This window comes from Flavobacterium sp. MDT1-60 (assembly GCF_014844035.1).
GTDB lineage: Bacteria > Bacteroidota > Bacteroidia > Flavobacteriales > Flavobacteriaceae > Flavobacterium.
On the sequence record NZ_CP062159.1, the window covers coordinates 2,209,910 to 2,225,983 of the forward strand.

Here is a 16,074-nt window from a genome sequence, read left to right on the forward strand (position 1 = left end):
TTATGTTTTATTCAGTGTTCTAGCATAGAACCGTGCAAAATTATTTTGCTTTTACATACTAATTAGCCACAGGACGTTTTTATTGTATCAATTAAATCTATTTTTTAAATGAGTTGAAAGTGGCTGAAATATTGGAGACGAATTCTTTTGTGTATTGTCCGGTTGGGTCTAAATCGGGATCTAAAATGGTTATTTCGAGTCCACTTAATTTCTCACTTTGAAATAGGTAAGAGGTAAGTTCGTTAAATTCAGTGTAAGTTAAACCATCAGGGGTTCGGCTGTCTACACACGGCATAATTGAATCGTTTAAGACGTCTGCATCGATATGAAGCCAAAAACCGTCCAGATTCTTTGCTGCAATTTCTGATAGAAAAGAATTAATACAATTTTTAATGCCTTGTTTGCGCAACATTTCAAGACTTAAATAAGTGGCTGTAGAATTCCGAATCTCATTTTCGTATTCCTCATCATATTCGCGATTGCCTACGCACCAAAGGTTTTCTTCTTTTATATATGGAGATAAATTTAGAATATCGGTTAATTTTTTATGTCCGTTTCCGGTAACAACAGAAGCTGCCATTCCGCCAACCCCACCAGTATCAGACAAGGAAATGTCCATGAAATCAGTATGTCCATCAAGATAGAATAAACCATAATTTCCTTTTTGTTTTAACGCAATGGCTGATCCTAAAAGAATACTGCAATCTCCCCCAATTATAAAAGGAAATTTATTTTGAGTTAGTAAGTTATTGATTAAATAAGCTTGTTCTCTCGCATATTCAACCAGGGAATTCGCATTGAGAATTTGTGTTTCGGGATCCTTGATATTTGAATATTTTGGTGGATCAATTCTGATGATGTCTTTATGTGAAATGAATTTATGCAAATTGTGTTTCCATAACCAGTCTGGTAATTTTTTTACGCCAGGTTGTTTTCCGGGTTGAGGTTCTTTTAAGCCTAGGTTCGACGGAAATTCGACAATGCACAGTTCTTTCATGAAATTTTATTTGACTATAAAGTTATTAAAATATGTTTCAGTTTTTTTCTTTGTTAATAGTAATTGTCAGCTTGTTTTTCTTTTGTTTGATATTTACCATTTGACCTTCCTTAAAACCAAGTTTATTAAGCCATTTACCTTGTAGTTTTATTACAGGAATTGTTGTGCATGTATGTGTTCTGGTTTGGTATTTGGTATGAATTTTTAGTTTTCTTGAATTTTCAATTGTCATATATTTGTATGACAAATATAAAACAAAAAACAGATTTGTCAATTTTTAATATGACAAAATTGTCAGCAAATTATATGACATTTGATTTATGACGAGAGATATATTAAAAAAGAAAATAGGTCAACGAATTATTAAATTACGAGAAGAAAAGGGTTGGAGTCAGTCAGATTTGGCGAGAGCTTGTCTTAAAGACCGCCAATCTATAGAAAAACTTGAAAACGGAAAAGTTAATCCAACAATATATAGTTTGCTAGAAGTTGCAAATGCTTTAGAGATTTCACTATCTAAATTGGTTGATTTCTAATAGTGGCTTTCCGGAAATATGATTTAATAAAAAATCCGACTTGCTTTCACAAATCGGATTAATACTATTTAAGTATATTTTTAATTTACTTTTATAACTGCTGGTGGCGTCCATTCATTTTTTATAGTTTTTTCCTGTGGTCCATAGCATCTGAAATATAAGCAGAAAATACCTTTAGGAGCAGGTAACCAGTTGGCTTTTTTAGTGCCTTTAGGTTCCGAATTTTGTACATACAATGTTAATGAGCCGTCGGTATTATATTTTAGATCCTTATTTTTTGTACCCAACGAATAACGTTTTAAAGGATTGGGAGAGAAAAAGTGGTGTTCATCATACAAAGTGAGGGACCAAAAACCATCTACCGGGGGCATTTTATCTTTTGCAAAAGTTACGGTATATTGTTTTGTACCGCTCAATCTTGCACCTTGCGAATCAAGATCCTGATAAAAGTATTTTGTTTCTGCACCAGCGTTTACGAGTATGTTTGATTTTGCAATTGCTGTTCGTGTAAAATAATCTGTTCCAAAGGCAGCGCAGTTATTGGCGGTAGACCAATTATCGGCTAGCGGTATTCCCCAGTTGCGAAACTGCAATAATGGATCTATTAATTCCTTGTCAGCTTTAAAGGCTTCTTCTATCATTGCTTTTTTTAGTGCGGGATCTTTTTTTGCAGCTTCAATTACAGCAAGTATTTGAGCATAACGCGATTCTTCGCCCGGCAAAGGCGGTGCATCTTTTAGCACCATGGGAAGTTCATCGAAAAATTTATCAGGAAATACCCATTTGGTTTCGCCTGAGTCACCATCTTTTGTAGGCGACCCCAGAGAAGGAAGTTTGCTCCAATCCTGCTTTTTCATCTTGCCATCAAATTTATCCAATGCATATACATCAATAGCATTAATTATGCCTTGAATTGCTTTTTTGTCTTCAGGAGTATCATCCTGAAATACTCGTGGTACAATGAATGCTGTTCCCGTTTTGCTGCGAAACATTTTTGTAATTCCTTTCGGTACATCGCCTTTCCAGTTAGGACCAACAAGTAGGTAGAAACCGGGTTTGGTTCCATACATTTTACCTAGTTGGGCAAAAGCATCAGTTCTCAGGTCAACTACCTGGTAAACCCAAAATCGGTCTCCAAAATCTGGCACTTGCACTACCACAGGAGTTTCATCAAGTGCAGCAATGGCGGCACCATACACTACATCCTGATTTGGGCACGCAACCCAACGTTGCTCGGGTTGTATATAATCGTGCAGCATGGCTAAAGTATTAAGCGGAGCAAAAGGCAAAACACCATTCATTAATCCAACTTTTGGCGCCTGTTTAAAAGCGAGGCGGCGATTGTAAATGTTTTCCATAGGCCATGCCCAGAAATAGGCATCTTGTGCTACCTGTCTTGCATACGCTTCAGTAATCTTTACGGAGGTATCTGGCCCGGGTGGCAATACTGACTTATTTGAGGTTGTGCTGTCAAGCTTTGTAGAAGTTGATAAGGTAGTTTCTGTATTTTTGTTTTGATTGCAAGATGCGAGAGCAAAAATGACAATCATTGATATAAGTCTCTTTTTCATTTTTAAGAATAAATAATTTGTTATTGTAAACACTTAAATTACTTCACTTTTTCAACATCATTCAATTTCAAGGTTTGATCATATAAGTTTGGTTTAGGGCCATAGAAACGAGCCAATATTTCAAACTTGCCTTTTGGATCTGTTGGCACCCAATTTGATTCGCCGCTTTCAGGTGGAGTTGGACCAAAATAAAGGTCAACAGAACCATCGCTGTTTGTTTTTAATCCTGGTGTTTGTGAAGAGCGTCCTGCCCATTTTTTATTTCGTATGAAAGTATGTGTATCACGATCATAAACTGTCATTGACCAATATTGTTTTTTTTATCTATTTAATATTCATATCTTAATTTTAAGACAAGTGTTTCCAAAATAAATTTAATCAATAGACAGACAGAAATTGATTTGAATGATAGCAAATACGTTTCATTTTATAAATTGAAACCAAACAAACTATAAAAGAGGCTTCATATTAGCTTTGGCTTATTATGTTTGCTTTAAAATTCGCTTGTAATTTGATTATTAATTGTTATTGGTTTTTAAAATTAAGGCATAAAAAAATCCGACTTGCTTTCACAAATCGGATTTTTAAATTGAAAATTATATGTAACCGTAAAACGGTTTTGTATTACAAGTGAATTACTTCGCCATAAGCATCAGCAACAGCTTCCATAACAGCCTCGCTCATTGTTGGGTGAGGGTGAATAGATTTTAAGATTTCATGACCTGTAGTTTCAAGTTTACGAGCTACAACTGCCTCAGCAATCATATCTGTAACACCGGCACCAATCATGTGGCATCCTAACCATTCTCCGTATTTTGCATCGAAGATTACTTTTACGAATCCGTCCGGAGTTCCGGCAGCTTTTGCTTTTCCTGAAGCTGAGAAAGGGAATTTACCAATTTTTAATTCGTATCCTTTTTCTTTAGCTTGTTTTTCAGTTAAACCAACAGAAGCAATTTCCGGAGTAGCGTAAGTACAACCAGGAACGTTTCCGTAATCGATTGGATCTACGTGTAAACCTTTAATTTTCTCCACACAGTTAATACCTTCAGCAGAAGCTACGTGAGCTAAAGCCTGTCCAGGAGTAACGTCTCCAATTGCGTAGTATCCCGGAATGTTAGTTGCGTTGTAAGCATTTACTAAGATTTTATCTTTGTCAACAGCGATTCCAACTTCTTCTAAACCAATGTTTTCAATGTTTGTTTTGATTCCAACAGCCGAAAGCAGAATATCAGCTTCAAGAACTTCTTCACCTTTTGCAGTTTTAACAAATGCTTTAACTCCTGCACCAGTTGTATCAATACGCTCAACAGAAGAGTTCGTCATAATTTTAATTCCGGCTTTTTTCAAAGAACGCTCAAATTGTTTTGAGATATCTTCGTCTTCTACAGGAACTACGTTTGGCATAAATTCTACAATAGTCACATCAGTTCCCATTGAGTTGTAAAAGTGAGCAAACTCAACTCCAATAGCTCCAGAACCTACAATAATCATAGATTTTGGTTGAGTTGGCAATGTCATTGCCTGACGGTATCCAATAACTTTTACACCGTCTTGTGGTAAGTTTGGTAACTCACGAGAGCGGGCTCCTGTAGCAATGATAATATGGTCAGCACTGTATTCAGTTACTTTATTGTCTTTATCAGTAACGTCAAGTTTTTTACCTGGTTTTAGTTTTCCAAAACCTTCAATAACGTCAATTTTGTTTTTTTTCATCAAGAACTGAACTCCTTTGCTCATTCCTTCAGCAACACCACGGCTACGTTGTACAACTGCAGGGAAATCTTTATCGAATTCAGAAACTTTCAATCCGTAATCAGAAGCGTGTTTTAAGTAATCAAAAACCTGAGCTGATTTTAGTAATGCTTTTGTTGGGATACATCCCCAGTTTAAACATACACCACCAAGGTTTTCTTTTTCAACTACAGCTACCTTAAAGCCTAATTGTGAAGCTCTAATCGCTGTTACATATCCGCCAGGACCACTTCCTAAAACAATAACGTCGTATTTCATTTTTTTGGTTTTTAGTATTTATAACCGAAAATGAGGTTTATAATTCCGAAACTCACTCTTCGATTTTTCTTTTGTTATTTGTGATTGCGAATTTAAGGATTTATTTTAAAAAACACTTTAAAATTTATTTTTACCCATACTGATTTTGACCTTTTCACAGAAACTTAAGTAATTGTTAATTGTTAATTGTGAATTATGAATTGTAAATCAGATTTAGAAGCGAAGTCTCAAATTAAATTGTTTATCAAAATAAACGAAGTCGAAGTCCTTTCGTATGAAAGATCTTCGACTTCGTTCAAGTGATTGCAATGATCAATTAACCATTTACAATTAACCATTTATAATTAAACTTTAACGTGCCCCCAATTTTCTCCACTTGCAATTCGTCTGATTTGCATTTCGCTTACTCCGAATTGTTTGGCGATCATTTTTAGACGTGTTTTTTGCTCTGGTCGGGCTAAAATTTTCTTTATTAACATCACTTTAGTTGTGGTTAATTTTCTTCCGTCTGCTTTTAAGTTGTGTTCAATAAGATTTTTCTTTGCCTGAATCACACGCGGACTTTTGCGGCTGTGCGCCATCATTTCGGCTTTTGTTGCCCAGCGTAAATTATTTACATCATCATTACTTCTGTTATAATCCAGATGCAATACATAAGTTTGATCTTCAGATGTTTTCGGGATAAAGTATTGGGCAACTAATTTATATAAAAACAGGTATTTGTTGACTATTTTGTCGTCTTTTTTGACTTTAAATCTAAAGGTAGGATAACCATCACTTAAACCGCCTTTTAGGATGCGGCCGTTTTCAATTTCGTCAGTAAAGCTTATTAAACGGCCTCTGTTTGAAATGGCATAACGTAATTGTAAGGAAGCATTTATTTCTATTTCTTTGAATTGTTCGTTTGGATAAAATCTGTTTTGTGGCATTTTCTTTTACATTTGATTTCTATTATCTCAAAGATAAAAAAAGCAAAAGTTTTAAATGTTACATAATTTCCTAAGATTATTACATTTATGATTACTATAACGCTAATTTAACTTTTTTAAGAACTTTTTTAGCATTTCAAAATCTAGTTCGCAACCGAAAATTGTGAATCGTATAAATTTTTGTAATAGCCTTCTGCCTTATTTAACAATTCCTGATGTGTACCCTGTTCTACAATTAATCCTTTGTCCATAACCACAATTTTATCAGCATTTACAATTGTTGCCAATCGGTGCGCAATGATAATTGAAGTTCTTCCTTTGGTAATTGTTTCGGTCGCACGCTGAATCAATTCTTCTGAATAGGTATCAATTGATGAAGTAGCTTCATCCAAAATCAAAATACTCGGATTGCTTACATAAGAGCGTAAAAAAGCAATTAATTGGCGTTGTCCTGAGGACAGCATCACTCCACGTTCTTTTACATCAAAATCGTAATTATCAGGCAGACTCATAATGAAATCATGTACGCCAATTTTTTTAGCAGCATTCAAAACTTGTTCGCGGGTAATTTCTGGATTTTGTAAAGTAATATTGTTGTAAATCGTATCAGCAAATAAAAATACGTCTTGTAAAACCACCGCAATTTGTTTTCGCAATGAAGCCAAAGTATAATTTTCAATATTATGTCCGTCAATAAAAATAGTGCCGCTATTAATTTCGTAAAAACGATTCAGTAAATTGATAATGGTGGATTTTCCTGCTCCGGTCGAACCAACAATCGCAATCGTTTGTCCTGCATCCACAGATAAATCAATTCCTTTAATCACTTCTTCTTCCGGAATATAACTAAAACGCACGTCCTTAAATTCAATACTTCCATCAAAAATAGGCGCCTCAAGCGTTCCGGTATCCTGAATATGATCTTGCGTGTCAATAATATCAAAAACACGATTCGCCGCAATCATTCCTAACTGCATCTCGTTGAATTTATCCGCAATCTGACGCAATGGATTAAACAACATTCCTATGAACATCGTATAGGAGAATAAATCTCCGAAAGTGGTAAAATGGTCTCCATTCAAAATTTTAAATCCGCCATAAACAACCACTAATCCTAAAGTTATAGAAGAAATAATATCGGCAATTGGGAAAAATATAGAGTTGTATAAAATCGTTTTGATCCAGGCAACTCTATGCTTATTATTGATTTCTTTAAAGTTCTCAGCTTCGATTTTTTCTCTGTTAAAGAGCTGTACGATTTTCATTCCCGTCACGCGTTCTTGTACAAATGAATTCATATTAGCAATTTGTGTACGAACTTCCTCAAAAGCAACCTGCATTTTACGCTGAAAAATTCGGGTAATATAAACCAAAATTGGCATGGCGACAATTACAATCCAGGTCAGCTTCCAGTTCATATAAAACATGAAAATCAGTACGACCAGCATTTTCATCATATCACTAATAATCATAAACAATCCCTGACTGAAAATACGTGCAATAGACTCAATATCTGATACGGATCTGGTTACCAATTGTCCTACCGGAACCAAATCAAAATACTTCATTCTGAAACTCAAAATATGTTTGAAAAGTTTGGTACGAATGTCTTTTACAATATCCTGTCCGAGCCAGTTGGCCCAATACACAAAATAGAACTGAGAGAAAACTTCCATCAAAAGTACCACTCCCATCAAAATAATATACATCAATAACCCATGTTTATCATGTGTCTTGATATAGCCGTCGACCGTTTGTTTTAACAAATAAGGGCGAAGTGCTGCAAAAATCGAGAGTGAGACTGCAAAAATAATAACGCCGTAGTAGCGCCATTTATAAGGCTTTGTGTATGTTAAAATCCGTTTGAATAATCCGGTATCGAATGCTTTTGCTTTCATTTATTTTTTTTTGCTTTAAGCTTTAGGCTTTGAGCTATAGGCTTACAAATAAGGCTTAATGCCTAAAGCTTAAAGCCTACAGCCTAAAGCTATAAATAATCGTAATCAATTTCGGTTAAATATAAACCATGTGCAGGAACCGAAAAACCTGCTTTTTCTCTGCTTTTGCTGGCAATAATGTTTTCAAAATCTTCCAAGGAAATTTTATGTAAACCAATATTTACCAAAGTCCCAACAATAGAACGAACCATATTCCGTAAAAAACGATTCGCTGAAATCGTAAAAACCAATTTATTATTTTCTTGTTTCCAATAAGCCTCAAAAATCGTGCAATCAAAGGTGTTGACATCTGTGTTTACTTTTGAGAAACACTGAAAATCGGTATGATTCAGCAAAATTTTCGCGGCTTCATTCATCAAAGCTACATCTAATTTTTGGTTAAAGTACCAACTCAATTCCTCCAAAAACGGATTTTTAACAGTATTGATATGGTATTCATAAGTTCGTTTTGTAGCATCAAATCGGCAATGCGCATCATCATGAACTAAAATCAAATCAAAAATGGCAATGTCTTTTGGGAGATAGGAGTTTAGTTTGTGCACTAAATTCGGAACATCGATTGGAGTTTCATAATCAAAATGCCCGTACATCTCCTCCGCATGAACTCCGGTATCAGTTCGTCCGGCCCCCATAACATTTATAGGAGCATTTAGTAACACCGAAAGCGCTTTGTTTAAAGTTTCCTGAACAGAAGAGGCATTAGGCTGAAATTGCCAGCCATGATAATGTGTTCCGTTATAAGCAAATTGAATAAAATATCTCAAAGTAAAGGTTCAAAGGTTCAGAGAGGCAAAGGTACAAAGGTTTTTTTAAAAGTTGCTAAGGTTCTGAGATGCTAAGGCTCTAAGATTTTCCGTTTTTATTGTAGAGAGGCAATGCAGTGCGTCTAACATTCGATATGAAAAAATAACAAACCGAATGTTTTGGAAATTTATCAAAAAGAAAACATCGAACCTTAGCATCTCAGAACCTCAGAACCTTCGTAAAAAACTGTTAAAACCCAAAATACCAATCATAGTTTACTCCTCAAAAAATCGTGTCAGAAATTGACAATTCCAACGATAGAAAATCAATTAAATTTTAACTTTTTTTGCTAAAAAATATTAAACGTTAATTTTGAAAATATTTCATTTTAACAGGAAGTATTTCTCCTATGTTTGCAGTCTAAATATCAAAAACTATGAATGAAATTACTTCTTATTGGTGGATAATTTTAATCTTATTCTCCATTATTTTTTACAAATTTATTTTACGCGTTTTCTTCGGAATGGTAATGGTTCCCGAGGATAAAATTGGTTTAGTAACCAAAAAATTCGTTTTGTTTGGAGCAGACAAATCGCTTCCTGACGGTCGTATTATTGCGACAAAAGGGGAGGCAGGTTATCAGGCACAAACACTTGCCCCGGGTTTGTACTGGGCTATGTGGATTTGGCAATATTCTATAGATATGACAAGTTTTACTATTGTGCCGGAAGGTAAAATTGGACTTGTTTTAAGTAAGGACGGAAAAGAAATTCCAACAGGACGAATTCTAGCCCGAAAAGTAACAAGCGATAACTTTCAGGATGCTCAGGCTTTCTTGGATAATGGCGGGCAAAAAGGACGTCAAACTGCTTTTATTACTACGGGTTCATATCGTATCAATACGTTTCTTTTTGAAATCGTAATTGTAGAACAAATCAAGATTTTCGAAAACATGATTGGTATTGTGACCGCTCTTGATGGTGAACCTATACCGATTGGCCAGATTGCGGGTAAATATGTTGAAGGGCACAACAATTTTCAGGATTGCGACGAATTCCTGAATCTTGGCGGAAACAGAGGTTTACAACCACAGGTAATATTGGCAGGTTCTTACTATATTAATACTTGGGCAATTCAAATTGAGCAAAATCCAATGACAGATGTACCTATCGGATATGTTGGTGTCGTTATTTCATATATTGGTGAAGACGGATTAGATGTAACCGGTGAGCATTTCAAACACGGAAACATTGTATCAAAAGGACAACGCGGTGTTTGGATGGAACCGCTGGGTCCTGGAAAATATGCTTTGAATAAATATACAACTAAACTGGAATCTGTACCTACAACTAATCTGGTTCTGAATTGGGCTGATGCACGAAGCGAATCTCACAATTTAGATCATAATTTATCAACTATTACGGTCCGTTCTCAAGATGGTTTCCCTTTTAATCTGGATGTATCACAGATTATTCATGTTCCGGCAAACGAAGCACCAAAAGTTATTGCCCGTTTTGGAAGTATGACCAATTTGGTTTCTCAGGTTTTGGAGCCCACTATTGGTAACTATTTTAGAAACTCAGCTCAGGAAAGTGATGTAATTTCGTTTTTAAGTACCAGAAAAGAGCGTCAGGAATCTGCTAAAAATCATATTAAAGTTGTTCTTGATGAATATAATGTGAATGCTGTAGATACCTTAATTGGAGATATAGTGCCGCCAGATTCATTGATGAAGACTTTGACAGACAGAAAACTGGCGGAAGAAGAACAAAAAACCTATCAAACCCAAAAAATGGCGCAAGAACAGCGTCAGGGAATGGAGAAAGAAACTGCGATTGCCGATATGCAAAAAGAAATCGTTCGTGCCTCGCAAAGTGTTGAAATTGCACAAAGGACTGCAGATGCAACAGTTAAAAAAGCAGAAGGAGATGCAACCAGTTTAAAACTGAATGTAAACGCTGAAGCTGAAGCAACAAAAATGCGTGCCAATGCAGAAGCCGAAGCTACAAAAGCGAGAGCAGGAGCACAGGCAGAAGCAACTAAATTGAACGCAAGCGCTGAAGCTGAAAGAATATCTAAAACAGGTTTGGCTGAAGCAGAGAAAATCATGGCAATTGGTAAATCAACAGCCGAATCGTATCAATTGCAGGTTAGTGCAATGGGTGGAGACAACTTTACAAGATATAAAGTTACCGAAGAAATTGGTAAAGGAAATATCAAAGTAATTCCGGATGTATTAATTTCTGGAAATGCCGGATCTGATGGTTCAATTAGCGGTCTGTTAGGATTAAAACTAATGGAAATGATGGATACGAAAGATTCTAAAGATGGTAAAAACCCTAAGAAACAGTAATTGTATATAGGTGTAAAATGTTAGATGTAAAATGTGAAACGTAGTTTATCTAATATCTCTGGCATCTAGTTTAAGAATCCGATTTGCGAAAGCAATCGGATTTTTTATTAGCATCTCAGAACCTTAGGGTCTTTAAAAAAAACCTTTGTACCTTTACACCTCTGAACCTTTGTCCCTTTAAAAAAAGAATGAAAAAAATCCTCCTGCTTTCCGATACTCACAGTCATATTGACGATACTATTTTAAAATATGTGGCTTTGGCCGATGAAGTTTGGCATGCCGGAGATATTGGAGATTTGCATGTTACCGATACTATAAAAAAACTAAAACCTTTGCGTTGTGTTTATGGTAATATTGATGGGGCAGAAGCAAGATTGGAATTCCCATTGCACAATCGTTTTTTATGTGAAAATGTTTCGGTTTGGATTACGCATATTGGAGGTTATCCCGGAAAATACAATCCGGCGATAAGAGAAGAAATGACTTCAAATCCTCCCAAATTATTTATTTGCGGGCATTCACATATTTTAAAAGTCATGTTCGATAAAAAGCATAATTTGTTGCACATGAATCCTGGTGCGTGCGGAAAAAGTGGTTTCCACCAAATGCGTACGATGTTGCGATTTGTTATCGATGATGATAAAATAAAAGATTTAGAGATTATCGAAATAGGAAAAAAATAAGTTTTTTAGTGCTGATGTGGTAAAGGAATTTTTATTTTGATTGTAGTTCCTTCATTAGGATTAGAAATAACATTAAAACTTCCTTTGAATTTTTTAATTCGGGCTCTTATTCGGTTAAGTCCGAAACCTTCATCTTTTATTTTTTTTGTTTTGAATCCTTTTCCATCATCCTGAATCGTTAAAATAAAATGATTGTTTTTTTCTTTTAATTTTATGTGTGCCTTTTTTGCTCCGCTATGTTTTATGATATTATTACAAAGCTCTGATGCAATAAAATAAAGCTTCATCTCAAATTTTTCGATGTATCTTTTTTCTGTTGGAATTGTAGTTGTAAATTCAAAAGTGATAATCGAATTTGAATTTCTTTCGCATAAATCTTCTAAGGCATAAATCAAACCAAAACGAACCAAAAGACTCGGAACCAAGTCATGTGACATATCACGCAAAAGGTCATGAACATCAGTCAGAATAACTTTTGTTTTCTGAATTTCATCTGACGCTATATTATTTTGATTAGTGAAAGCATTTAAATGCAATCCCGCAGTTGACAATAGCGAATTAATGTTGTCATGTAAAAACGAAGCGATTTTTTTACGTTCCAATTCCTGAGTGTCGATTCCGAAATTTATAACATCCAAAAGTATTTTTTGTTTGATGTCTTTTCGCTTGATTTTCTGTTTTAATTTAGTATTCTGATAAAAGAAATAAAATAAAAAAAAAAGGATTATTACCAGAATAATTGATAGACTGACTACTTTTTTATTTCTTAATTGTTCGTATTGATGAAGTTGAGTGGGAGTGCGTTCTTTTGTTTTTTTTATAGATATAGTGCTTTCTTCTCTTGAAGTTTTAAAAACAGCATTTTCATTAGAAGAAATGAAGAAAATAAAAAGAACTAAAAATCTAATGAAATACATAGTCAGTACTTATTAAAATTAATTTTATTTTATGACACATTCATGGATTAATCAAATGGTTTTTTAACGCATATTTGACCAGACCAATAGTGTTTTTAGTCTGTAATTTTCTCATGATGTTTTTTCGATGTGTTTCGACTGTATTGGTGCTGATAAAAAGTTTTTCGCTTATTTCTTTTCCTGTATATTCTAATGAAATTAAAGTAACAATCTCAATTTCCCGTGGACTCAAAATAGGGTTTTCGATGTAAATATTTTTATTTAATTTCGGATTATTGTGTGTAAAAGTGTTGAAAATTTTCTCTCTTACAGCATCAGAAAAATACTCTTGTCCCTGATAAACAGTTTTGATGGCTTCTATAATGTTTTTGCCTGCACATTTTTTGGTTAGATAACCTTTGGCGCCAAATTTCATTACTTCCTTGATGATTTTTAATTCATCATAACTGGATAAAATAATGATTTTACAAGGACTTTCATTTTTATTAAACTCCTGTAAAACTTCGATTCCGTCTTTTTGAGGCATGCTTATATCTAAAACTAATATATCAGCCTTGTTTTCAATGACATTTTGAAGTACAGTAGTGCCATTAAGAGAACTTCCTACGACTTCAAAGTTGGGAACTGTTTGTAATAAATTGGTAAGCCCATCAATAAGTACCTGATGGTCATCGGCAAGATGAATTCTTATTTTGTTTGTTATCATTGTTTTCGGAAATGAAACGGCAAAATTATAAAGAGATGATCTTGTAAAAATGCTATGATAAGGTTCTTTTGTATCATTTTAAGACACAAAAAAACCCGAATATAAATTCGGGTTCTCTTCGCACAAAAAAATTAAGTTTATAGGTTTATCTCAAACGATCTACAGATTTTACGAGATCTTCATCCTTCTTGATGGCCTTATTAGCTAACACTAATAACACGATAGCAACAATCGGTAGAAACATCCCAATACCTTTCTCTGAAACAGCGTTAGCTGTCTCTCCAGATAAATTTAGAGAGCGATATACAAATAATCCTAATAAAATTAAATTTAATATTATGTTCAGTCTGTTCATCACAAACTGATTTTGTCTTTTTTTGAATGAAATAATACTAACAATAGTAAGCATTGTACTTAGGCCTAATAAAATAGTGTAAAACTGGTCTTGCATAAAATAGAATGCTTTTCCTGTATTTAATGTCCAAAGCGGAATAAAAAACATTAAAACCCCTGTTACAACAAAGGTAAGAAGTAAATAAACGGTTTGAATTCTTTGTATCATGGTCTAAAATTGTTTTACAAAAATATATTTTCTTTTTTATAAATACTATTGTATGATTAAATTTTATTCGTATTATTGCATCATAATACCGTAAGCACTTCATACTGCGGTCAATTGAAAACAATTATCTACCTATTCTTTTTACAGTATTTCCTTTAAAATAATTAAATTCATAGAATATTCATGTTTGATATTTCTGCATTAAAAGAAATGAAGCTTTCTGAGCTTCAAGAAATAGCTAAGTTAGCTAAAACTATAAAGTTTAATGGCGTTAAAAAAGAGACTTTAATCAGTCAGATTTTAGCACATCAGGAAGCGACTGAAAAGCCGCCTGTCAATGTTGCGCCTCAGGCAGAAATAACAGATGATAAACCTAAAAGGGCAAGGATTCTTCCGGTTAAAAAAGCAGCAATTAGTAAAAATGCTCCCGTTTTAGAATTTGATAAAGTAGAGGAGCCAGCTGATAAAATAGCCGAAACACCTGAAAAAGCTGCAACACCTAAAATTTCAAAACCCAACACGAAAATTCAACCGACTCAACAAGTTCAGGAAGTTGCAGAATCTGAACCGGTAGAAAAAAAGGGTCCGAAAATCGTAAAGTTTAATAAATCAGCTTACGAGAAAAAGGTAGCTTTACAAAAAGAAAAAGAGGTTCCGTCTGAAGAAACAACTGAGACTGAGACTGAAACTGAAACTGAAACTGTAGCTACGGCTCCGGTAGCTGAAAAAGTTGAAGGAACAGCTCCGGTAAAAAAGATTAATCCAAATCAGATTAAAAATCAAAATCCGAACCAAAACCCAAATCAGAATCCAAACCAAAATGGAAACGGAAATGGGAATAACGGAAACCAAAATCCAAACCATAAAAATAAAAAGAATAATTTCAGAGATTCAGACTTTGAGTTTGACGGAATTATTGAAAGTGAAGGTGTTCTTGAAATGATGCCTGACGGATACGGTTTCCTGCGTTCATCAGATTATAATTATTTGGCTTCTCCGGATGATATTTATTTATCAACTTCACAAATCAGATTATTCGGTCTTAAAACCGGAGATACTGTAAAAGGAGTGGTTCGTCCTCCGAAAGAAGGTGAGAAATTTTTCCCTTTAGTTCGTGTACTAAAAATTAATGGTCACGATCCGCAGGTAGTTCGCGACAGAGTTTCTTTTGAGCACCTGACTCCTGTTTTTCCTTCTGAAAAATTTAAATTAGCCGAGAAAGGCAGTTCAGTTTCAACCCGTATTATCGATTTATTTTCTCCAATAGGAAAAGGACAACGTGGTATGATAGTCGCACAACCGAAAACTGGTAAAACAATGTTGCTAAAAGACATTGCAAACGCGATTGCAGCCAACCATCCTGAAGTCTATTTAATCGTTCTTTTGATTGATGAACGTCCTGAAGAGGTTACAGATATGCAAAGAAGTGTTCGTGGAGAAGTTATTGCTTCTACTTTTGACAGAGAGCCACAAGAACACGTGAAAATTGCCAATATTGTTTTAGAAAAAGCAAAACGTTTAGTAGAATGCGGACACGATGTTGTAATTTTATTAGACTCAATTACACGTTTGGCAAGAGCTTACAATACAGTACAGCCAGCTTCTGGAAAAGTATTAAGTGGTGGTGTTGATGCTAATGCATTACAAAAACCAAAACGCTTTTTTGGAGCAGCAAGAAATGTTGAAAACGGAGGATCTTTAAGTATTATCGCAACAGCATTGACTGAAACTGGTTCTAAAATGGATGAGGTTATCTTTGAAGAATTTAAAGGAACTGGTAACATGGAGCTTCAATTGGATCGTAAAATTGCGAACAAACGTATTTTCCCTGCAATCGATCTTACGTCTTCAAGTACACGTCGTGATGATTTATTATTAGACGAGAAAACATTACAAAGAATGTGGATTATGCGTAAATATCTATCCGATATGAACCCGGTAGAATCTATGGATTTTGTAAACGACCGTTTCAAGAAAACCAGAAATAATGAGGAGTTTTTGATTTCTATGAATGACTAGTTTTAGGAACAAAGGTTCAGAGGTTCAAAGGTTCAAAGGTTCAAAGGTTTAATTTGAAAATTCTGAATGATATATAAAAAAGGATG

14 protein-coding genes and 1 pseudogene are annotated in these 16,074 nt (G+C 34.6%); 4 read left to right on the plus strand and 11 right to left on the minus strand.

Going from position 1 to position 16,074, the window contains the following annotated elements:
* Nucleotides 1-97: 97 nt before the first annotated feature.
* Together IHE43_RS09605 and IHE43_RS09610 are read right to left on the minus strand one after the other, a co-directional pair.
* Nucleotides 98-997, minus strand: a complete 900-nt coding sequence (locus IHE43_RS09605; RefSeq protein WP_192187729.1) for an arginase family protein — start codon at nt 995-997, stop codon at nt 98-100.
* Between the two features lie 37 nt (nt 998-1,034).
* Nucleotides 1,035-1,229: a SymE family type I addiction module toxin gene (locus IHE43_RS09610; protein WP_225585449.1), complete on the minus strand. Its 195-nt coding sequence runs from the start codon at nt 1,227-1,229 to the stop codon at nt 1,035-1,037.
* Nucleotides 1,230-1,317: 88 nt separating this feature from the next.
* Between IHE43_RS09610 and IHE43_RS09615 the strand changes: the two genes are divergently transcribed.
* Nucleotides 1,318-1,533, plus strand: coding sequence for a helix-turn-helix domain-containing protein (locus IHE43_RS09615; RefSeq protein ID WP_192187730.1), 216 nt, complete (start codon nt 1,318-1,320; stop codon nt 1,531-1,533).
* An 80-nt stretch (nt 1,534-1,613) separates the two neighbouring features.
* On the opposite strand, the gene IHE43_RS09620 is transcribed toward IHE43_RS09615, so the two are convergent.
* The 6 genes and pseudogenes from IHE43_RS09620 to truA all read right to left on the minus strand — a co-directional run bounded on the left by IHE43_RS09620 (nt 1,614) and on the right by truA (nt 8,768).
* Nucleotides 1,614-3,104, minus strand: a complete 1,491-nt coding sequence (locus IHE43_RS09620; RefSeq protein WP_192187731.1) for a DUF1254 domain-containing protein — start codon at nt 3,102-3,104, stop codon at nt 1,614-1,616.
* A gap of 38 nt (nt 3,105-3,142) precedes the next feature.
* Nucleotides 3,143-3,409 (minus strand): annotated as a pseudogene (locus tag IHE43_RS09625) (DUF1214 domain-containing protein); the annotation flags it as partial.
* Between the two features lie 319 nt (nt 3,410-3,728).
* Complete coding sequence (lpdA, locus tag IHE43_RS09630) at nt 3,729-5,117, minus strand: dihydrolipoyl dehydrogenase (RefSeq protein ID WP_192187733.1); 1,389 nt, start codon at nt 5,115-5,117, stop codon at nt 3,729-3,731.
* 344 nt (nt 5,118-5,461) lie between these two features.
* Nucleotides 5,462-6,046, minus strand: a complete 585-nt coding sequence (locus IHE43_RS09635) for an NUMOD4 domain-containing protein (protein WP_192187734.1) — start codon at nt 6,044-6,046, stop codon at nt 5,462-5,464.
* Between the two features lie 143 nt (nt 6,047-6,189).
* Nucleotides 6,190-7,944 (minus strand): ABC transporter ATP-binding protein, encoded by a 1,755-nt coding sequence (locus tag IHE43_RS09640; protein ID WP_192187735.1) that lies wholly within the window; start codon nt 7,942-7,944, stop codon nt 6,190-6,192.
* A gap of 89 nt (nt 7,945-8,033) precedes the next feature.
* Nucleotides 8,034-8,768, minus strand: a complete 735-nt coding sequence (gene truA / locus IHE43_RS09645) for a tRNA pseudouridine(38-40) synthase TruA (protein WP_192187736.1) — start codon at nt 8,766-8,768, stop codon at nt 8,034-8,036.
* A gap of 416 nt (nt 8,769-9,184) precedes the next feature.
* Here truA and IHE43_RS09650 point away from each other — a divergent pair, with 416 nt between their 5' ends.
* Complete coding sequence (locus IHE43_RS09650; protein WP_192187737.1) at nt 9,185-11,101, plus strand: SPFH domain-containing protein; 1,917 nt, start codon at nt 9,185-9,187, stop codon at nt 11,099-11,101.
* 188 nt (nt 11,102-11,289) lie between these two features.
* Nucleotides 11,290-11,784, plus strand: coding sequence for a metallophosphoesterase (locus IHE43_RS09655; protein ID WP_192187738.1), 495 nt, complete (start codon nt 11,290-11,292; stop codon nt 11,782-11,784).
* Between the two features lie 5 nt (nt 11,785-11,789).
* Here IHE43_RS09655 and IHE43_RS09660 read toward each other — a convergent pair whose 3' ends face one another.
* The 3 genes from IHE43_RS09660 to IHE43_RS09670 all read right to left on the minus strand — a co-directional run bounded on the left by IHE43_RS09660 (nt 11,790) and on the right by IHE43_RS09670 (nt 13,969).
* A complete protein-coding gene (locus IHE43_RS09660) occupies nt 11,790-12,701 on the minus strand; it encodes a sensor histidine kinase (RefSeq protein ID WP_192187739.1) in 912 nt (303 codons plus the stop codon).
* A gap of 40 nt (nt 12,702-12,741) precedes the next feature.
* On the minus strand, nt 12,742-13,404 hold the full coding sequence (locus tag IHE43_RS09665) for a response regulator transcription factor (protein ID WP_192188193.1): 663 nt from the start codon (nt 13,402-13,404) through the stop codon (nt 12,742-12,744).
* A 148-nt stretch (nt 13,405-13,552) separates the two neighbouring features.
* A complete protein-coding gene (locus tag IHE43_RS09670) occupies nt 13,553-13,969 on the minus strand; it encodes a DUF4293 domain-containing protein (protein WP_026984590.1) in 417 nt (138 codons plus the stop codon).
* Between the two features lie 183 nt (nt 13,970-14,152).
* Here IHE43_RS09670 and rho point away from each other — a divergent pair, with 183 nt between their 5' ends.
* Complete coding sequence (gene rho / locus IHE43_RS09675) at nt 14,153-15,988, plus strand: transcription termination factor Rho (protein WP_192187740.1); 1,836 nt, start codon at nt 14,153-14,155, stop codon at nt 15,986-15,988.
* The last annotated feature ends 86 nt before the right edge of the window (nt 15,989-16,074 follow it).